The sequence below is a fragment of the Blastopirellula marina DSM 3645 genome, from assembly GCF_000153105.1.
GTDB classification, from domain to species: Bacteria; Planctomycetota; Planctomycetia; order Pirellulales; family Pirellulaceae; genus Blastopirellula; species Blastopirellula marina.
The window spans coordinates 55,056-75,582 of sequence record NZ_CH672377.1; the positions used below are offsets into that span (position 1 = coordinate 55,056).

Annotated in this window: 16 protein-coding genes; 2 read left to right on the plus strand and 14 right to left on the minus strand. The window is 57.2% G+C overall.

Annotated features, from left to right (window positions below; all coding sequences use genetic code 11):
- The first annotated feature begins 175 nt into the window (after positions 1 to 175).
- A complete protein-coding gene (locus DSM3645_RS19315; protein ID WP_002653982.1) occupies positions 176 to 2,098 on the plus strand; it encodes a vWA domain-containing protein in 1,923 nt (640 codons plus the stop codon).
- A gap of 38 nt (positions 2,099 to 2,136) precedes the next feature.
- Here the strand turns inward: DSM3645_RS19315 and DSM3645_RS19320 are convergent, their stop codons facing one another.
- A complete protein-coding gene (locus DSM3645_RS19320) occupies positions 2,137 to 3,501 on the minus strand; it encodes a sulfatase family protein (protein WP_002653983.1) in 1,365 nt (454 codons plus the stop codon).
- Between the two features lie 122 nt (positions 3,502 to 3,623).
- Here DSM3645_RS19320 and DSM3645_RS19325 point away from each other — a divergent pair, with 122 nt between their 5' ends.
- Positions 3,624 to 5,519, plus strand: coding sequence for an ATP-binding cassette domain-containing protein (locus DSM3645_RS19325; RefSeq protein ID WP_002653984.1), 1,896 nt, complete (start codon positions 3,624 to 3,626; stop codon positions 5,517 to 5,519).
- 148 nt (positions 5,520 to 5,667) lie between these two features.
- Here the strand turns inward: DSM3645_RS19325 and DSM3645_RS19330 are convergent, their stop codons facing one another.
- From DSM3645_RS19330 to DSM3645_RS19390, 13 genes are all read right to left on the minus strand, one after another.
- Positions 5,668 to 6,258, minus strand: coding sequence for a cytochrome c oxidase subunit 3 (locus DSM3645_RS19330; RefSeq protein WP_002653985.1), 591 nt, complete (start codon positions 6,256 to 6,258; stop codon positions 5,668 to 5,670).
- A gap of 155 nt (positions 6,259 to 6,413) precedes the next feature.
- Positions 6,414 to 6,785 (minus strand): cytochrome C oxidase subunit IV family protein, encoded by a 372-nt coding sequence (locus tag DSM3645_RS19335; RefSeq protein ID WP_002653986.1) that lies wholly within the window; start codon positions 6,783 to 6,785, stop codon positions 6,414 to 6,416.
- A 16-nt stretch (positions 6,786 to 6,801) separates the two neighbouring features.
- The gene (locus DSM3645_RS31850; RefSeq protein ID WP_116344534.1) at positions 6,802 to 7,695 is read right to left on the minus strand and encodes a cytochrome c oxidase subunit 3 family protein; all 894 of its coding nucleotides are present in this window, start codon (positions 7,693 to 7,695) and stop codon (positions 6,802 to 6,804) included.
- 14 nt (positions 7,696 to 7,709) lie between these two features.
- Positions 7,710 to 9,410: a cytochrome c oxidase subunit I gene (locus tag DSM3645_RS19345; RefSeq protein ID WP_002653988.1), complete on the minus strand. Its 1,701-nt coding sequence runs from the start codon at positions 9,408 to 9,410 to the stop codon at positions 7,710 to 7,712.
- 12 nt (positions 9,411 to 9,422) lie between these two features.
- The gene (gene coxB / locus DSM3645_RS19350) at positions 9,423 to 10,424 is read right to left on the minus strand and encodes a cytochrome c oxidase subunit II (protein ID WP_116344535.1); all 1,002 of its coding nucleotides are present in this window, start codon (positions 10,422 to 10,424) and stop codon (positions 9,423 to 9,425) included.
- 6 nt (positions 10,425 to 10,430) lie between these two features.
- On the minus strand, positions 10,431 to 11,321 hold the full coding sequence (locus tag DSM3645_RS19355; protein ID WP_002653990.1) for an SCO family protein: 891 nt from the start codon (positions 11,319 to 11,321) through the stop codon (positions 10,431 to 10,433).
- Between the two features lie 6 nt (positions 11,322 to 11,327).
- Positions 11,328 to 11,696: a hypothetical protein gene (locus DSM3645_RS19360; RefSeq protein WP_002653991.1), complete on the minus strand. Its 369-nt coding sequence runs from the start codon at positions 11,694 to 11,696 to the stop codon at positions 11,328 to 11,330.
- A gap of 18 nt (positions 11,697 to 11,714) precedes the next feature.
- Positions 11,715 to 12,947: a hypothetical protein gene (locus DSM3645_RS19365; protein ID WP_002653992.1), complete on the minus strand. Its 1,233-nt coding sequence runs from the start codon at positions 12,945 to 12,947 to the stop codon at positions 11,715 to 11,717.
- 2 nt (positions 12,948 to 12,949) lie between these two features.
- Complete coding sequence (locus tag DSM3645_RS28660; RefSeq protein ID WP_002653993.1) at positions 12,950 to 14,395, minus strand: quinol:electron acceptor oxidoreductase subunit ActD; 1,446 nt, start codon at positions 14,393 to 14,395, stop codon at positions 12,950 to 12,952.
- Positions 14,388 to 15,800 carry an NrfD/PsrC family molybdoenzyme membrane anchor subunit gene (nrfD, locus tag DSM3645_RS19375; protein ID WP_002653994.1) on the minus strand — a complete coding sequence of 471 codons (1,413 nt, stop codon included), beginning with the start codon at positions 15,798 to 15,800 and terminating at the stop codon, positions 14,388 to 14,390. Before nrfD ends, DSM3645_RS28660 begins: the two co-directional genes overlap by 8 nt.
- A 46-nt stretch (positions 15,801 to 15,846) precedes the next feature.
- The gene (locus DSM3645_RS19380) at positions 15,847 to 19,005 is read right to left on the minus strand and encodes a TAT-variant-translocated molybdopterin oxidoreductase (RefSeq protein ID WP_002653995.1); all 3,159 of its coding nucleotides are present in this window, start codon (positions 19,003 to 19,005) and stop codon (positions 15,847 to 15,849) included.
- Positions 19,002 to 19,703 carry a cytochrome c3 family protein gene (locus DSM3645_RS19385; protein ID WP_040352816.1) on the minus strand — a complete coding sequence of 234 codons (702 nt, stop codon included), beginning with the start codon at positions 19,701 to 19,703 and terminating at the stop codon, positions 19,002 to 19,004. The genes DSM3645_RS19380 and DSM3645_RS19385 overlap by 4 nt, the downstream gene beginning before the upstream one ends.
- A gap of 264 nt (positions 19,704 to 19,967) precedes the next feature.
- Positions 19,968 to 20,501: a response regulator transcription factor gene (locus DSM3645_RS19390; protein WP_002653997.1), complete on the minus strand. Its 534-nt coding sequence runs from the start codon at positions 20,499 to 20,501 to the stop codon at positions 19,968 to 19,970.
- Positions 20,502 to 20,527 lie beyond the last annotated feature (26 nt).

Here is a 20,527-nt window from a genome sequence, read left to right on the forward strand (position 1 = left end):
CTGCTGCTTCCACTACCATATCGGCGCAGCCTGATCTAGATCAATTCGCTAGAAACAAACCTTTGGCGAATTCCGTATTACCCCGTAAGATAAGGTACGGCGGAGCTTTACATTCCCGAATCACTCCCCCCACGCCTACTAGTCAACTATGCAATCGGTTTCTGCACCTATTCAAATGTCGGCGAGTTCCCTGACGCCGGAAATCGCATCCCCCGAGGATGATCGCGGATCGTTTCGCGATTGGTTTCGGGGGAGCAGTTCGTTCCTGGCGTCCCTCATCTTCCATATGGCGGCGGTGATCTTGCTGGCGCTGCTCACCTTTGATCCGCCGCCGGATCGATCCGCACATTCGGTCATCCTGGATGACGTGATCGATGAGCCGTTAGATCGACCGCTGGAAGACGAACTTGACGAGTTAGAGGATTTGGCGACGGAGATGTCGATCACGATGATGCCGAGTTCGGTATCAGGACTTTCCGGCACGGCGCCAGCATCGCTGTCAGCGCCTCAGTTTGAAACGCAGCTGATGGAAGACATAATCGGGCCCGAGGTTTCGCTGGTCGATCTAGAACTGCTTACCAAGCCGAATGATTCGCTGATGCGAGAATTGCCGGTCGGAACCCAAGGCGCCGTCAACGCCGTCGTCGGCGACTATAACGAAGCGATGGATCGCATCGCCCAAGAATTGGTCTGGATGCTCGACAAGGGAGAAGTGGTCGTCGTTTGGCTGTTTGACCAATCGGGCAGCATGAAAGATGACCAGGCGAAGATCCGCGATCGAATTGGACGCGTCTATGACGAACTAGGAATCGTCGGCGTTTCCCAAGACGAGGCCCTCACCACCGGCGTCGCTAGTTTCGGCTCCAACTTCCAACTCCATACAAAAACGCCGACCAGCAATCGCGACGAAATCGCCGAGGCGATCGCCGAGGTTCCGATTGATCCGTCGGGCGAAGAACTAACGACGCAGGCCGTGATGGAAGTCATCACGCGGCACAAGCGTTACGCCCAAATCTCGAAACGTCAGATGGCGATCATTTTGGTTTCTGACGAAAGCGGCAACCCCGACAGCAATCAACGCTATCTGGAAGAAACCATTCAAGCGGCCAACAAAGCCAACTGCCGCGTCTATGTCATGGGACGCGAAGCGATGTTCGGCTACCCCTACGGTCATGTTCGCTGGGAGAACCCGCGTAACGGCGACATCCACTTGCTGCCGGTCGACCGCGGCCCCGAAACGGCGCTCATCGAGCAACTGCAGACCGACGGATTTGGGAAGCGGCGCGACTCGATGCCCAGCGGGTATGGCCCCTACGAGCAAGTTCGCTTGGCGAAAGAGACCGGCGGCATTTTCTTCATGCTTCCCGGCGAAGAAAAAGACCTCTATCAATTGAAGGATCGTCGCTATAGCGTCGCCGCGATGGAGCCGTATCGCCCTGATCTGCGTCCGCGTCGCGATCTGATGCGCGAAGCGATGCAAGATCCGCTGCAAGCCGTTATTTCCAAAGTGATCTACGACCTGAATCCCTACAACGAAGAGGTCGCCAGCGTCATCGAGATCCGTCGTCGTTTTTCTACCGACTTCGCGACGCTAACGCAGCAAGTTCGCTACGAACAAGCGAAAATGTTGACCTACATCGAGTATCTCGACAAAGCGATCGCCGCGATCGAAAGAGCGCAACCGCTGCGCGACGCGTCTCCCTACGTGCGTCAACAAGCCAACTTCGACTTGCTGCACGCCCAATTGCTCGCCTATCGCGTCCGGGCCTACGAGTATGGCGCTTATCTGACCGAATTCGTTAAAAAGCCGCCGGCGCCCCCAAAATTGCCGACTCCCAAGCATGAATTCCGCAGCTGGGATTTGATCACCGTGAAAAAGTTGTCGGCGGAGGAAGTGACCGGCGCCGATATCCAAAAATCGCGCAAGCTGCTGAAGGAAATCGTCAACGAATACCCCGGCACTCCCTGGGCGGAACGGGCCAACTGGGAATTGAACCGCGGCTTCGGCGTCGCGCTGACTCCCTGGCTGTTCGACACCTCCCGCTTTCCAAACGCGAATGACAAATCAGCGCCGCCGATTCAGGTCCCCAAACTGTAGACTTGCAGAAAGCGAGTTCGGCGTCGACTCTCCTCCTGCTATTTCTTTTTGAGCGGCAAACCGGTCTGGCGGTCAAACTTGTCCGGCGTCCATTGCTGCGGGACGGCGTCTTCGGTCCGACTGGTCCATGCTTTGTATTCTCCTCGCATCAGCTCCAACGTCTTCGCGTACTGCGGCTCGTTGATCAGATTCCGTAGCTGAAAGGGATCGCTCTTTACATCGTAAAGCTCTTCTTGCGGACGCGGCGTCATTAGCGGCCCACGTTGATCGGCCGTTAGCTTCCCAGCTTCCTCCAGCTTCAGCATCGTCTCAAAAGTCGGGCTGCGCACCGCGTCGGCCGGGGGCGATCCGCTTAGCTGGGGCAATGCGTTGTAGATGTAGAGATAATCCTTCGACCGGATGCTGCGCTCGAATGCCTGGTAGTCGTGCCAGTTATGTTCGGAGAACACGTAGTCGCGCGTTTCACTCTGCGGATCCTTCAGGATCGACGCAAATGACTTCCCTTGAAACGTCGGGGACTTGGGCAGCCCGGCCAGTTCTAGAATGGTCGGCGCGATATCGACCGAGCTGACCAGACTCTCGGTCGTTTGTCCGGCCCGCACGCCAGCCGGCCACTGCACGAGGAACGGCGTCTTCACGCCGCTGTCGTAGATCGTCGTCTTGCTGCGCGGAAACGGACGCCCATTGTCGGACATGAACAAGACGAAAGTATTGTCGGCGATCCCCTGCTCTTTCAGCTCGGCCATCACTTTACCGACATATTCATCCAGCCGCGCGATTTCGTCGTAGTACATCCCCAGGTCATCGCGGACCGGCGGTTCGTCTGGCAAATAGGGGGGAACGACAATCTCTTCGCGCTGATGCGGCTTCTCGATCGTGTTCGCGCTATAAGGACGATGCGCGTCATTCGAGGCGAACCACATGAAAAAAGGTTGATCCCGCGGACGCTCGCGGAGCATTGTTTCCCAATTTTCGCAGCCGCTGGGGCGCCCCCCCATGATCCGATCAAAATTCTTTTCGGCCGGCTTGCCAAGATGCCATTTTCCCGCGGCGCCGGTATAGTAGCCCGCTTGTTTTAACAGGCCGGCGAAAACAACCTGATCGGCAGGCAGCGGCATATGAAGTTCCGCCGCTCCGGTGCTGTGGGGATATCTTCCCGTCACAATACTGCAGCGACTGGGGCTACAAGAGCTACAAGTCAGAAAAGCGGCGTCAAAGCGGATCCCCGCCGCCGCCATGCGATCGAGATTCGGGGTTTTGACATGAGGATGCCCGTACGGGCCTACGTCATTCCACCCGACGTCATCTCCGATAATAATAATGAAATTGGGTCGCTCGGCGGCCGACAGCATCGCGGCGGATAGGCTGAATGCCGCGATGAAAAAGAACAAAAACCTGAGCATGATATGTCCTGTTGCGGATAATGGCGGGATGTTCGGTTTAGGCGGGCGAAGGCTTTATTCTAGCCAGCTAGGATGCGCTCGATCAAATTGACCTGTTTTTTTGAAAATTCCGAAGGCCCGCAATGGCGTTAATTTCTGTTCGAGACGTTTCTATCTCCTTTCATACGGCGCCTCTGTTGAATCAGGCCAATTTGCAGATTGAGCCTGGCGAGAGAGTCTGTCTGGTAGGTCGAAACGGAACCGGAAAATCGACGCTTTTGCGAATGTTGGCCGGCGAACAGGCGACCGACGCCGGCGACGTTGTCGTCGGCCCCGAAGTCCGCGTCGCGACGTTATCGCAAACGGCGACCGCCGGCGAGGACCAAACGGTCTTTGACCTGGTCGCCGCCGGCCTCGGCGATATGGGCGAAACGCTGGCCGAATACCACCATTTGACCCACCAGATCGCGGTCGAAGCGACCGACGAAGTGGTCAACCGGCTTGATCAACTGCAGCACAAGCTGGATATGGAAGATGGCTGGAATCAGCACCAATGGGTGGAGCAGGCGATCTCGGCGACCAAGCTGGATGGAGACTCCAATTTCGCCGAGCTGTCAGTCGGTAAAAAACGTCGCGCCTTGTTCGCCCAGGCGCTCGCCAGTAAACCGCACGTGCTGCTGCTGGACGAACCGACCAACCATCTCGATATTGAATCGATCCTCTGGCTCGAAGAGTTCTTGCTCTCGTTCGACGGCACGATCGTTTTTGTGACGCACGACCGGATGTTCGCCCAAAAGTTGGCGACCCGCGTGGTCGATATCGACCGCGGCAAGCTGACCAGTTGGACCTGCGGTTTCGACGAATACGTGATCCGCAAAGAGGCGGCGCTCGAAGCGGAAGAAAAGCAAAACGCGCTGTTTGACAAACGGTTAGCGCAAGAGGAAGTCTGGGTCCGCCAAGGAATCAAGGCCCGCCGCACGCGCAATGAAGGCCGCGTCCGCGCCCTGAAGAAGATGCGGGACGAGTATCAAAGTCGCCGGACGCGGATCGGTACGGTCAAGTTTGACGTGCAACAAGCCGAACGATCGGGACAGGTCGTCATTCGAGCCGAGGATATCAGCCACTCGTTTGGCGATTTCGTCATCTGCAAAGACTTCTCGACCACGATCATGCGGGGAGACAAGATCGGCGTGCTCGGCCCCAACGGCGTTGGCAAGACGACGCTGCTTCGCATTCTGCTAGGAGAATTGAAGCCGACCGAAGGGGAAGTTTCTGTCGGCAGCAAAGTGGAGATCGCCTATTTCGATCAGTTGCACGCCGCACTCAACGAAGAGCAGACGCTGCGACAAAACATCGGCGAAGAAAACGAATTTGTGAACATCAACGGGCGTTCACGCCATGTCATCGGCTATCTGCAGGAGTTTTTGTTCACGCCGGAACAGTCGAACCGCCCGATCAAGAATCTCTCGGGTGGAGAGCGCAATCGTTTGCTATTGGCCCGCTTGTTCGCCAAACCGTCGAACTTGCTGATCCTCGACGAACCGACGAATGATCTCGACGCCGACACGCTCGATCTGCTGGAAGACCTGGTGGTGAACTACGCCGGAACGCTGATCGTGGTGAGCCACGATCGTAGTTTCCTCAACAACGTCGTCACGTCGACGATCGCGTTTGAAGGGGACGGCTTCGTCAAACAGTACGCTGGCGGCTACGACGATTGGCTCGCCCAGCGGAAACGCCTGGCGGACGAAGCCAAGGCCCAAGCGAAGCTGACCGGCAAAGAAAACGACAAACGCGACACCGCTCGTGCGCGGAAATTGACCAACAAAGAGCAGCAAGAGCTGAAATCGCTGCCGGCCAAGATCGAGGCGCTGGAAGCGGAACAAGCCCAACTGCAAGAACAGATGGCCGAGCCCACCTTCTATCAGAAGCCCGCCGGCGAGATCAAAGTGGTCACGTCTCGGTTGGATGCGATCGGCGAAGAAATGCTCGCCGCGATGGAGCGCTGGGAAGACCTCGAGTCGATCGCCGGCGGTTGAGGAAGTTGCGGACCATGAACTCTTGTCGGTTGGGCGCCGCGCAGCGAAACCCAACCTCTGGCGAATCGATTGGTGGGTTACGCAATCCGGCCACGCCGAAACGGACGCTTCAGCGACCTTTGGCTTGCTCCACTCGACCTTTTGGCGACTAACTGGTCAGCGCAAAGGCGACCAGCATCACCAGCCAGACGGCGTCGAGAAAGTGCCAATAGTCGGCGCAGATCGAGACTGCGACGTAGTTTTCGTGGTCGTAGCCGTCGCGACAGGCTCGATTGGTGACCATGGCCAGCGTCGCCAGGCCGCCGATGACATGCAATGCGTGAACAAACACCAACACGAACATCAGGCCGTACAGCTTGATGTCAGGGCCGCTGGCGAAGTGCTCGGCTAATAGGCGATTCAGCCCGCTGGCTTGAAAGACGAGAAATACCAGCGCCATTGCGCCAGCGAAAAAGAGCCAGCGGCGAAACAAAACCTGCTTCTCAAAGCGGACCGCTTGCACCGCGCGATGCAGCGCGTACCCGACGCAGACCATAAACAGGGTGCTGATCCACAGACTGGCCGGAACGCCGGAGAACGAGACCGTTCGGTCGATCGAACTGGTGGACCAAATGATGAAATAGGCGATCAAGCTGGCCGCAAAAAACACGGAAAGCGTCGCAATGAACAGAAAAAATCCAAGCCGTGCTTGGTGAATCTCGCGGCGCATCGGTAGTACCGAGAGCGAGTCCTTGATCATGTGCTGACTCCGTAAGCGGAAAACCAGAACCAGCAACAAAGGAAAAGCCACCCCAAAACTGGGGCATGTGGTAAGCCAGATGACGTTATACGTAACGCCGGAGGCCGATGCAATAGATTGCAGCGGCGGCTCAGTTGCCGACCGTGTGGCTTTTCCTACTCTGCCGCTTCTTGCATTTGAGCGTTATGCAGCGCTTCGACCTGCGGTTCATACTCGCGCGCGTCCATCAGCGAGACGCTGATAAACAACGCGACAAACGCCAACGAGAAGAGAAACGAAAGCGTGATGAACGGCTTCTCGTATCGCAAGTGCATGAAGTAAACCGCCACCAAGGTCGCTTTGACCGTCGCGATTCCCATGGCGACCCAAATATCGATCGCGCCAAAGTCAATTTCATAAATCGCAACGGTCAGCCCGGTCAGCACCAACAGCGCGGCGAACGTGCCGAACAAGGTGCTCATCGACATCACATGGGCATGAATGCCGTGATCGTGCGAATCGTCGTTAGGTTGTGCGTGATCGCTCATCGCGTCGATCTTCCGTTTAGTGGATCAGGTAAAGCAGTGGGAAGAGGTAAATCCAGATCAAGTCGACCAAGTGCCAATACAGGCCCACGTAGTCGACCGGACCAAAGTACTCGCTGCTGAATTCGCCTTTGTTGGCTCGATAGATCAGCCAACCAATCGCGCCCATGCCGCCGATAATGTGAATCGCGTGAATCCCGGTCATCATGTAATAGATGCCGAAGAAGATGTGGATATTTCGCACTCCTTGAGCGCCGCCGTGCCCATGTCCGCCGGCTTCGGCATGAGCATGTCCGCCGGCTTCGGCGTGAGCATGTTCTTCGTGCTCGCCCGTTGCGGGGGTCGAACCATGTTCTTCGCTATGCTCTTCACCGTGAGCCGGAGCTTCGGTCGCGTGCTCTGCGCCGCCGGAGGCCTGATTCTCTTTCGAGACATACTTATCGGCGACGGTGGGATACTGCTCTTGGGCGAAATGGTTGTAGATGCCGGGATAAAGTTCGTGTTGGAATTTGGTGGTGTACTCGACCGTTTTCACGCCGAGAAAGACGCCGGCGAGCGCCAACGTAATCCACAGCAACACAATCAACAGCTTTTTCTGGCTCAGCTGAGCCGCGCGGACCGCCCAGGCCATCGTCAAGCTGCTGACGATCAACACGACCGTATTGAGCGCGCCAAGCATCGCGTTCAGCTCTTTGGCGGCGTCAATAAAGATTTCGGGGTGCAGCGAACGGTAGATCGCATAGGCGCAAAACATGCCGCTAAAGAACAGGACTTCCGTGATCAGGAACATCCAAATCCCTAGCTTCCCCGAATCGAATTGCTGTTGCGGCGATTCGAAATGGTGGGCGACATGCGCCTCGGGGCTGTGGTGACCATGCGCGTCGTGTTCGTGCGTCGACTCAGCGACCGTCATCGTACTTGTTTCCATCAGTGGCTAGACGTTTTTTTAGCTGGTCCGGGCACGGTGACATAGCCGCCTTCCCGTTCATCGTATCGCAAATTGCTGTAATCGTAGGGATCGCCGACCGGCGGCGGGTTGTCAAAGTTGGCCAACGGCGGAGGCGAACTGCACATCCACTCCAGCGTGTTAGCGCCCCACGGATTCGCCGGAGCCTTCTTGCCGCGGTAGAGCGAGTACAACAGCACGCCGATCGCGCCCACCATACCGATGCCCAGCAAAAATGCTCCCAGCGTCGACAACTGGTGATAAATCTGAAACTCTTCGACGTACCGAGCATAGCGACGCGGCATGCCGCGAGCGCCCATGATGAACTGCGGGAAGAACGTCAGGTTGAATCCCAAAAAGACGATCAAGCAGAACAAACGGCCGGCGTTCTCGTTATACATGACGCCGAACATCTTCGGCCACCAGTAATAGAGCCCGCCCACAAAAGCGACCAGCGTTCCGCCCATCATCACGTAGTGAAAGTGAGCGACCACAAAGTACGTGTCGTGCAGTTGAATGTCGGTCGCCAAAGCGCCGAGAAACAGCCCGGTCAAACCGCCGATCGTAAACAGGAAGATGAACGCCAACGCGTAGCACATCGGCGTCGCCAGGCTGATCGATCCTTTGTACATCGTCGCGAGCCAGTTAAACACTTTGATCGCCGATGGAATCGAAACGCTAAAGGTGAGCCCGCTGAAAACGACCGCCGCAAGTTGCGACTGACCGCTGACGAACATGTGGTGCCCCCAAACCAGGAATCCCAACAACGCGATCGCGATCGAGCTATAGGCGATAAAGCGGTAACCGAAAATATGCTTGCGGCTGAAGACGGCGATCAGTTCGCTGATGATCCCCATCGCCGGCAAAATCATGATGTACACGGCCGGGTGCGAATAGAACCAGAAGAAGTGCTGGAACAACACGGGATCGCCCCCCATCTCGGGATCAAATATCCCGATATGCAGCGCTCGTTCGGCGATCAACAGCAAGCCGGTGATGCCGAGAACCGGCGTCGCCAACAACTGAATGATCGACGTGGCGTAGATCGACCACAGAAAGAGCGGCATCTTGAACCAGGTCATCCCGTGGGGACGCATGGTGTTGATCGTCACAATGAAGTTGAGCCCGGTAAAAATCGAGCTGAACCCCAGGACGAAGACGCCGAGCAAAGCCAAGATCACTCGCGTGCTGGTCGTCACGCTATACGGCGTATAGAACGTCCAGCCGGTATCGAGTCCGCCAAAGATGATCGCGCAGAGGAAGAAGATCGCACCGACGACCCACAGGTAGAAGCTACCGAGGTTCATTCGAGGAAAAGCGACGTCTTTCTGCCCGAGCATCACCGGCAACACAAAGTTGCCCAGCGCCGCCGGAATACTAGGGATGATGAACAAAAAGGTCATCACCGCTCCATGCAGCGTGAACATCTGGTTGTATTGGTCTTCGGTGAGGAAGAGTTTCGTCCCGGTGAACAGTTCCGCACGCAAGATCAGCGCGAAGATCCCTCCCAGGAAAAACGATACCAAGATGCCAACCAGGTACATCACCCCGATCCGCTTGTGATCGAGGGTGAACAACCATGACCCGACGCCGCTGGAAGCCAACAGGTAGTTGTCTTCCCGCGTCTGGGCGCCGTCTAAATTGGCGGCTTGAAATTTATCTGGCGTCGAACCAACGCTCATTTGGATTTCTCGTTACTTCAGGCTCTTGATGAATTCGGCGATCGCCGTGATATCCTTGTCGCTCAGGCGCGAACTGGGGAACACCGGCATGACCGGTTGATATCCAGCGACCACTTTGGCTCGCGGATCGCGAATCGACTCGCGAATGTAGTTTTCATCCATCACGGCTTCAGTGCCGTCGGTGAACTTGTGCGCTGTTCCGAAACTGTCTTTGAACGAAGGACCGGCTTTCTTCGTGCCGTCGATCGAATGACAACTGATGCAGCCTTTGCGTTTGTAGAGAATCTCGCCCACTTGGACCATGGTGTTGCCTTCGTACAAGTTCGAGGCTTTTTCTAACCACGCGTCAAAGTCGCCGGTCTCGTAGACGTAAACAAACGCATGCATGTTGGAGTGATCGCGACCGCAGTACTCGGCGCAAAACAGGTCATGCGGCTTGTGGTCGTCGGGGTTGACGCCCGTTCCGGTGGTGTTCACCGCTTGGACCCAAATCTCGTTGTAGCGTCCCGGCACGCAGTCCATTTTGGTCCGGAAGGCCGGCACGAACATGTTGTGCAGCACGTCTTCCGACTCCAGGATAAACCGGACCGGACGTCCCACCGGAATGTGCAGATCGCTCGACTCGGCGCCGTTGGGATAAACGAACAGCCAAGACCATTTCTTCGCTTGAACATGAATTTCGTAGGCGTCATCCGGCGGAGTCCGCATGCTCATGTAGTTGGTGAAGCCCATCACGAAGAAGACGACCAACAGGAACGACGGCAACACCGACCACGCGATTTCCAACGTGTTGTTGTGCGTTGGCGACGGCTGCGGACCATGTCCCGGCCGGCGATAGTACTTCAACACGAAGTAGACCATCACGCCGACAATCAAGACGAAAAAGAACGCCGAGATCCAATAGATCAAGTCGAACAGGTCGTCGACCATCGGCGCAAACGTCGAGTTGGCGGGACCGAAAAACAGACCGCCGTCGGCGTCCGCCAACATAGGCAAATTGCTGAGCAAATTCATTGTGCTTTAGCGCGTGGTGACAGAGACGTTCTCTTCGACAGGCCAGTTCGCCTTCCGTGCTTCTTTTGCTTGCCGTCGTCGGCGAAACCAACTAGAAGCAAGCCAATACGGAGCGAGATACATCAGCAAAGCGGCCAACATGCTTGCGCCGCCAACTTTCATGATATTCATCGCCACCGGGCCATAGGCGCCTGTGCTGGGATCGTAATGAAAGCAGAATAGCAGAAATCGATCGGTCGTTGTGCCGATCTTGCCTTCACTTGCTTCCACTAACGAAAGCCGCAACGTTTGCGGCGGAAATTCCACGCCATACATATAACGGGAGATTCTCCCGTCTGGAGTGCAAAGAGTCAGCAGCGCCGGATGAGCATACTCGTTACGCTCCGGCACATACCGAAATTGAAAACCGATTGCGTCGGCCAATTTCTGAATGCTCGCTTTATCGCCGGTCAAAAAATGCCAACCATCGGCGCTCTCAGGGCGACCATAAAGTTCAAGATACTTTTCTTTGGTCTTCAGCGCCTTCTCCGGCGTCTCGGCCGGATCAATGCTGACCGAGATGACCTGGTACTCTTGTCCCGCCGTCCAGATGACGCGGTCCAAGCCGGTCACTAAGCCGTTCAACTGCACCTGACAGAGCATCGGACAGTTGGAATAGTTCATCGACAAAATAACGGGGTTCTTCCCCTGGAAGTAATCTCCCAAGCGAACCGTCTCGCCGGCGTCATCGCGGAACGTCAGATCTAGCGGCAAGAGGTCATTCGAATGTTCGATGATCGTCAGATCGCGAAGCTCTTGCGGGTCTTCGCCCGGAACTTCGGCGCGCAACTGTTGCGATGACGCCGTCAGGGCGATCAGCAAAATTGCGGCATTGGCGAACTGCACGACCGGCGACATGGGACCCTATTTCGCTTTCGTCGAGTATTCATTGACGACCAACTGCATGGCGCGGTCGATCGGCAGGCTGACCTGACCAGCATCTTTGTTGACCCAGCCGTAGCCGTTCAACGACGCCTTCTGGGCGCTGAGGATGTTGCCTGTCGCATCGGACTTCACGTTGACAACTTCTTCGGCGTGCAGCGTGTTGGCGTACTGGTGATAAGTCGCCTGCAGCCCCATCACGATCGCGAAGGTCAAAATGGCGCTGACGAAACCGACCACGGCGATGACCGGGGTGTTCAGGTCGTCTTTTTGAGCCGGCAGCGCGGCTCCGTGACCCAAGTGAGCGTCGTTCGATAAAATCTTGCGTTCGAGTTCAGCAACTTCAGACATTGCTCTTTCCTCCTCTACTTACATGTTTTTCAGTGCGAGCGATTCGGGAAGTCGCGGATCGCGGATCGCCAACAAGCGGCGTTCTGCAGCAATCCAAGCAATGTTCCCGATGAAAAAGCCGCCCAAACCGATCAGGCAGGCTAGTTCCATCCATCCCAACGGCAGTTTTTCCGGCGAGTACTGCGGCATGACGAGCCAAAACATGTCGACCCAATGCATGACCAGAAGGAATATCGCCCATCCCACCATTAACGCCTTGTTGCGGCGAACTGCGCGGGACATTGTTCCAAGGAACGGGATGATGAACTGCCCAAATAGTAACACTAGTGAAACACTACGCCATGCGTCATTTTGTCGCACCAGATACCAAACCGTTTCTTCCGGGATATTGCCGTACCAGTACAGCAGATACTGGCTGAAAGCGATGTAACCCCAGAACAAAACGAACCCGAAAATAAATTTGCTTAAGTCGTGATATCGCTCGACGGTTATCACGTCTCGCAGCTTGCCCCACGATTGCAGGGTAGCGCAACAGATTAAGGTGAAAGAAAAGAACGACACCATGGCCCCAGCGAAGAAATAGACGCCAAACATGGTGCTGAACCACTTCCAATCGAGCGACATCGCCCAATCGATCGAAGCGAACGTGACAGTTAGTGCGAATGCGGCGACTACCAGCGGGCTCTTATTCTCCATTCGCAGCGTCAGCTTTGGATCGCCCGATTCGTCTTGGGCGGTCGACTGCGAAAGGAAGTACCACGCTGCGGCAATCCACACGCCAAAGTAAATCACGGCGCGGATCGCGAAGAAGGTGGAGTTGAGATACGGCTCTTTGCCGGCCAACAGATGGTCGCTGGCCGCGAGCTCCGCGTCGTTCCATTCAAACAACACCGAACTGCCGGAGAGGACCGAGAACAAGATCGGCAAAAACAGCAGCGCCATCGGGCCCAGCGTCATCGCGATCACTTCCGTAATCCGGCGGACCGACGCGCTCCAGCCGGCGCGCGTCAAATGCTGCAGCGCCAGAAAGCCCAACGCGCCTAGCGAGATGCTCAGGAAGAACAAATAGCTGGTCAGGTAAGCGAAGAAGAAGTGACGCAACTGATCCTGGGCGAACATGCCCAGCAGCAGCGCGACGACCATCGCCGCCAAGCCAACGCCGTATCCGCCGATCATCAGCTTGTTGCGAATATCGCCCAAGCGAATGGTCTCGTCGTTGGGAACCGAAATAGTGTCGTGGTGGTCGCCCATGGTTAGTTTCCTTGACCCTTCAGCGCGTCGGCTTCAATTTGCGGCACATCCTGGATCGACGCGTCACGCGACTTCTGCAACGCCTTCAAGTAAAGGACGATCGCCCAGCGGTCCTCGGGATTAATTTGCGCCGCATAGCCAGGCATCTTGCGGATGCCGTTGGTAATCGTGTTGAAAACCCGACCCACCGGTTGCTTGACCACATTCGGATCATGCAGATTGGTCGGCTGCACCCAAGTCGGTTGCTGCATTTCAAAGGCTCGGATCGAGACGAGCCCGTTGCCGTCTCCCGCCAAACCATGGCAAACCGCACAGTAAATGTTGAACCGCTGCTGACCACGTTCGACGAGGGTCGAATTGATCTGCAGCGTCTCGGGGAATTGCGTCACCCAATCCGGTTCCGGCGGCAGATCCTCGGCCGGGGCCGCTTCGTCCGCTGCGGCGCCGTCCGCCGGCTTTTCAGCCGCCGGCTTTTCAGCCGCCGGCTTCTCCTCGGCAGGCTTGTCTTCGGCCGGTTTCGCTTCATCCGCGGCAGGCTCGTCCGGATCCTCTTCCTGCAACAGCATCGCGACTTCGGACATATCTTCGGGCGCCGGAACGATGCCGGTCAAAAACTCGAGCGGCTGCCATTCTCCGCGAGCGACAGAACCCGGCACGCGAGGACGCATGGCGCGTCCGTCAGCGAAGATCGGCGAAGTCGTTTGCGTTTTCGCTTTCACCTGATCGTCCATATCGAGTATCGGGTGCAGGCGCGGAAGCGGCGAGGTCGTATTGCGAGCGTTCCAAACCAACATCGGCGGAACGGTCAGCAGCGAGAGGAAGACGATCGCCACATATTTGTAGATGGTCGGGATCTGGTGGCTCGACGGGTCGGCTTCGATCTCATCGATCGCCAGCGGCGAGAACGCTTCGAGCATCTCCCGATGCTTGTGCAGTTTGAATTTCGGATCCGCGGCGTTGAGCACCAAAAAGAAGCGATCATTCGTCGCGCGGGCGAAGTTGGGGTGACGGAACAGCGGATTGGAGAAGGTCGGCAATTGATTAAGGATCAACATGCCGAAAAACGCGCCAAACGCCGCCAACAAAATCGTCAGCTCAAACGTAACCGGGATATTCGCAGGCAAGCTGAAGGTCGGCTTGCCTGAGATCATGTAGGGATAGCCCGAGAAGAGTGCGCCCGGTTGCTCGGTCGCATTCAAGACGTACTGCATCGCCAAGCCGGAGATGCCGCCGGTGAGCCCCATCGCGAGCACGATCCACGGCAGGATCGTCTTGCGAATGCCGAGCGCTTCGTCGATTCCGTGCACCGGAAACGGGACGTGTGCGTCGGTTTTGGTCAGTCCGGCGTCGCGAACCGCTTCGCAGGCTTTGAGCAATACATCCTGGTCGTCAAACTCGACCAACAGGCCCAGCGTTTGAGGACGCGTTTTGTCTTTGTTCTTAGACATGATCGGCCTCAGCTATGGGATCGTGTTCGCCGTGCGGCATGACGCTTTTGACTTCGGCCATCGCGACCATCGGCATAAATCGAAGGAACAAGAGGAACAGCGTGAAAAACAAACCGAAACTGCCCACGAACATGCCGATGTCGACCCAAGTCGGCTCGAAATAGCCCCAACTCGACGGCAGGAAGTCGCGCGACAGCGACGTGACCGTAATCACGAAACGCTCGAACCACATGCCGATGTTCACAAAAATACTCGCGACAAACATGATCCAGGGAGTCGTGCGGCACTTTTTGAACCAGAAGATCTGCGGCACCACCACGTTGCAGGTAACCATCGTCCAGTAAGCCCAGTAATAGGGACCAAACGCACGATTGAGGAACGTGAACTGTTCGTTCGGCACGCCGCTGTACCAGGCCATGAAAAATTCCATCGCGTAGGCGTAGCCGACCATCGAGCCGGTCGCGAGTAAGATCTTGCAGATGTTTTCTAGATGCCGCGTGGTGACCAGATCTTTCAGGCCGAACCACTCGCGAGCCGGCACGATCAACGTCAGCACCATGCCGAAGCCGCTGAACACGGCGCCGGCGACAAAATACGGCGGAAAGATCGTCGTATGCCAACCCGGCAACTGCGAAACGGCGAAGTCGAAACTAACGATCGTATGGACCGACAACACCAGCGGAGCAGCCAACGCGGCCAGCAGGATGTACGCTTTTTCGTACCGCGACCACTGCCGAGCCGAACCGGTCCAGCCAAGTGCGGCGATGCTGTAACCAATCTGGTGGACGCGCGACTTGGTCCGATCTCGTAAGGTCGCCAAGTCGGGGATCATCCCCATGTACCAGAACAAGATCGAAACGGTCGCATACGTCGACACGGCGAACACGTCCCACAGCAGCGGGCTGCGGAAGTTCGGCCACATGTTGAGATACAAACTCGGATACGGAAAGAGCCAATAGAAGACCCACACGCGACCGATATGCACCGCCGGAAAAATACCGGCACAGCAAACGGCGAAGATCGTCATCGCTTCGGCGAAGCGGTTGATGCTGGTTCGCCAGTTCTGACGAAAGATGCACAAGATGGCCGAAATCAGCGTTCCGGCGTGACCGATACCAACCCAAAACACGAAGTTGACGATCGGCCAGCCCCAATAGACCGGGACATTATTGCCCCAGACGCCGACGCCGGTAAAAACCAGATAGCCGATCAGCGCGAACAGCATTCCCATCGCCGCAACCGAGACGCTGAAGCCGATGTACCACGCGAGCGGCGGTTTCTCTTGCTCCGGAACGCCGGCGACGATTTCGGTGATCGAGCTGAAAGTAAGCCCGCCCGTCACAAGCGGCGCGCGCTTGCCCGGAGTTTCCAGCGTAATGTCGGCGACTTCGTCTACTGTGGCCATGTTTCTTCGCGTGGACTACAGGGTTTTAGCTACGAAAGGGTTTTAGCTATTGGGCGGCTTTGGATTCGGTCTTCGCAGGAGCGTGTTCTTCATGGTCGGCATGCTCATGGTCGTGAGCATGTTCGCCATCGGTCTCGACATGTCCCTCATGCCCCGGAATGTGCTCCAGCTCGACAAACGGATCGGCCAACCAAGGATGAGGATTGCGAATCCGAGCCAGATACTTGGTCCGCGGCTTGATATTCAACTCGGCGAGCATCGCGTAAGCACGCGGGTTCTTATGATTTTTGGAGGCGTTGTTTTCGGGATTGTTCAAGTCGCCAAACTGAATGGCGCTGGTCGAACAAGCCTCTTGGCAAGCCGTTTTGATTTCGTTGGCGCCGATGGCGCGGCGATCGCGCCGTGCGTCGATCTTCGTGTTCTGGATTCGCTGCACGCAGTAGGTGCATTTTTCCATCACGCCGCGGTTACGGACGGTGACTTCCGGATTGAAGACCAGCTCGGCCAACTGACGATTTGACTCTTCAAAGCGATAGTCGCTGGCGCGGTAATCGAGAAAGTTGAATCGACGAACCTTGTACGGGCAGTTGTTACCGCAGTACCGCGTACCGATACAGCGGTTGTAGATCATATCGTTCAGGCCTTCGTCGCTGTGCACTGTGGCCGCTACCGGACAGACCTGCTCGCACGGAGCGTTCTCGCAGTGATGACAAGTCACCGGCTGCGTCACGGCGACGGGATCTTCTGGATCGCCGGCAAAGTAGCGATCGATCCGCAGCCAGTGCATCTCGCGTCCCTTCGAGACCTGCTCTTTGCCGACGATCGGCACGTTGTTCTCGGCCTGACAAGCGACAACGCAAGCGTTGCAGCCCAGGCACTTCGACAGATCGATCGACATCCCCCAAGCATGCCCATCGTACGACGCTTCGGTCCAGAGCGACTCGAGCGGCGGATGATGGACGACATGCTGAGCAAAATCAGGATGATGCTTGAACTCTTCGACCGTACCTTCGCGAACCAGCGTCGGAATCCGGCGAGCAATCTCGGCCAGGCCGATCTTGTCGATCGAATGATGGTCTTGCGTCGTCGCCAGCAAGTACGATTTGCCGGTCGATTTGACTTGGACGCCGGTGACGACGCTCATCGCATCCGAACGTCGCAACTTGCCGACATCTACCCCCACCGGATCGATGCCGATTGCGACTTCGCCGCCCACTTTGCCAGCGTGCGTGCGACCATAACCCAACGCCAACGAGATCGTTCCCAAAGCCAGGCCCGGCATCAGGTAAACCGGCGCGTCGATCGAAGCCCCACCCGAGGTGATCGTCGCCAAGATTCCTTGCTTCAAGCCCAAAGCTTCCGCCGTGGTCGGATTGACCAGCAGCGCGTTATCCCAGGTCAGCTTGGTCAGCGTGTCAGGCAGTTCCTGCAACCAACAGTTGTTGGCGAAGCGGCCATCGTAGGTCGACGTTCCCGGCGTCAACACCAGCTCGACTTCGTCTTTTGCCGGACGCTGCTTCCAGGCGCCCTTCTCGGCGGTCAGCGCGGCGATGTTATCGGCCAGCTGAACGCTTTGCGTCTTGCCGGCGACTCCGCCTGCAAAACCATCATGCACCATTTTCTTCCAGACCGATTCGGTCGCGTATCCGACGCGATCTTTGGCGACGCGGCGCACAATCGTGCGTCCGTCCTTTTCTTCTGCACCAGCCAACAGCGCGACGAACTCGGTCTTCGAGAGCCCGTGGAAGATCGTTTCGATCAACGGCTGCGCCAAACAGTAACTTCCGTCGGCGGCGACATAATCGCCCCACGACTCAAGCCCATGCGCCTCGGGCAAAACCCAATCGGCGTCGACCGAAGTCTCGTTGTTGTAATACCCAAAAAAGAGCCGGCGCTTGGCCTTCTTGAACGCGTCCGAAAACGGGACGTTCGCCGGAGCGTCGTAACCAGGATTGCCGCTGATGACGATGACCGTATCGATCGAACCGCCGTTCAATTGCGTGGTCAATTCTTCCAGCGTGCCGACTTCGCCCGAGGTCGGCAACGCGGCGTCAATCAACTCGACCGTCGCGCCGATCGCGCCGATCTGCTGATTCAATTTCCAGACGGCGGCCTGAACTTCGGCCGGCTGACGCGGGCCCACGGCGATGACCGCTTTGCCCTGATGCTTCTTCAGATCGTCGACCAGCGCGATGATGAACTTCTCGTGACGATCGGCGTCTTCGGCCGGCTCGGCGACTTCGCCGCCGGCCATACGAGCTTCAAGGTCGGCGACAAAGCTGGCGATCCGCGTGGCCGGAACGGCGATCCGATGATCGGCGGCCAAACCGGCGGTCGTGAATTGGCTCTCGACAACATACAGCCGATTCATCTCGCCTTCTTCCGGAGCGCGACGAACCGCGAACTCTTTCGAGTTACGCTGCCCGGTCGGGTGCATGCCGAAGAAGTCTTCGTCGATGACGACGATCACGTCCGCTTTGTCGAGATGATACTTGGGCGTGACGCTCTGGCCGAACGCCGCTTGCACGCCAGCCGCTTCGCTGTCTCGCGTGATCGAGTCGTATTGATAAACCTTCGCTTGCGGAAAACGCTGGCGAAGTTTCTGCAGCGAGTCTTGATAGCTGGGAGAAGCCGAGCCTTGCGTCAGCACGGCCAACTTGCCGCCGGCGCCCAACTCTTCGGCGACGTTCTTCCACGAGATTTCGAACTCGTCCCAGGAACGATCGAAATGCTCTTCCCCTTTGAATTCGGTCAAACCGCGGAGCCGATCGGGATCGTAAACTTCCAGGACGGTCGCCTGAATGTATTGATCCGAGCCCTGCCCTTCGGGATGCTCGGCGTTGCCATCGACTTTGATCGGGCGGCCGTCATAGCTGGTGACGACAACCGGGCGAACCGAGCCGGCGATTTCCAGCGTGCTGGCGAACTTCTCGGTCTTGCCGGGGACGCGATTCTCGGGACGAACGGCGAACGGCGCGATCGTCTCTTCCGGAAAACGCAACGCTTTCGGAAAATCGCAACCGACGACGCCGGCGCCCAGCGACAGGGAAGCGCCCATCAACTGCATCCAGCGACGGCGTGAGACCCCTTCCGGAAACTCCGAGGCGGCGACCGGAAATTCACGGTGCAGGAACTGCTCGAACTCGGGCGTATTTTCGAGCTCGTCGAGGCTGCGCCAATAGTTTTTTTGCGAGTCGGACTTCATCGATGGCACGTCGAACAGTTCGTGGAAGGTTGAATATCGTTTTCTTTGCGGATCTCGGCGCCCAACAAGGCTGCAGCGTGCGGGTCCGTATCGGAACCCGGCGCTTGCCAGGCCAGGTTCGTCACTTCGTCCAGCGGACGAATGTGAGCGTCAGGACTGCGGTGACAATCCAAACAGAAGGCCATCGAGAGCGGCTCGACTTGGGTGACGACATCCATCGTGTCGACCCGGCCGTGACAGCTAACGCAGGAAACGCCGCGAGTGACGTGGGCGCTGTGATCGAAGTAGACGAAGTCCGGCAGGTCATGCACGCGCTGCCAATCGACCGACTCGCCGGTCGCGATGCTGCTATGCACCGGCTCTAGATTCGGGCTGCTGACCAAGACCGCCGCGTACTTTGCGGTTCCATCGGCGCCAGCCGGAGTGTGACAGTTGCCGCAGGTCGCGGTCGGCGGCACCGCGGCTTGAGCCGCTTCGTCCACCGTGTTGTGACAATAGCGGCAATCCATCTTCAAACGACCGGCATGCAGCCGATGGCTGAACGGCACCGGCTGGATCGGAGCGTGCCCGACGCTGATCGTTTCGGGCGCCGTCGCAAAGACGAAAACTACGCCGCTATAGATTGCGAACGCAACGAAACCGGCGCCGGCTAGCGGCACAAAACGGTTTACCCAACGTGGAAATAGGAAGCGGTCCATGACTGCAATTCGTCCTAGGGGACGGCTGGTCTTTACCGAGCACGACAAGGGAAAGTCTCTCCGACGAGACTTCTCAGCGCCAAGGCCTAAAAAGCGTACTGGCTAAAAAAAAGCCACTGAACGCCGTTTGGCTTCGCTCTTCGGCGGTCTGTTGACCGCGTTAAAGATTTGAATGTTACCGAAAACAAACAGCCACCTGCGACGCGTCAAAGAGTCGCACTACTTTGGGGGGTGACTACAGGACTCGCTGTTCCTGACCAGAAATCAGGGCGCCAACTTCTTCAATTTGCGCTGCAAAGTGCGCCGCGGGATACCGAGCAAGCGAGCCGCTTCGGAAAGATTTCCACCACAATCATCGAGAACCCGATGGATATGCCCCCATTCGGCTTCGGCCAGGGATTGCGGTTGGTACTCAATCGGAGACGCCGTCAGATCCTCGGCGGCCTTCTCATCAAACGCGGCCAAGATCTCATCGGCGTCGGCAGGTTTAGTCACATAATTGACTGCGCCAAGCCGTATCGCCTCGACCGCGTTGGAAATACTCCCATAACCGGTTAGCAGCACCGCCTTGGTGGTGGGGGAAACTTCTCGCAGATCGCGCAGCAGATCTAATCCCGAGCGGCCAGGCATTTTCAGATCCAGCACGGCCCTTTCCGGCTTCGCTTCGATCGCTTGGCTGATCGCTTCTTCGTAGTTCGCCGCTGCGTAAACGTCATAACCACGGGCCGAAAACGCCCGCGTCAGACGGTTCCGCAGGGTATCGTCATCGTCGACGAGCAATAACGTGGGTCGTGACATGTCCGTCCTGCTGCGAAGGGAAAACC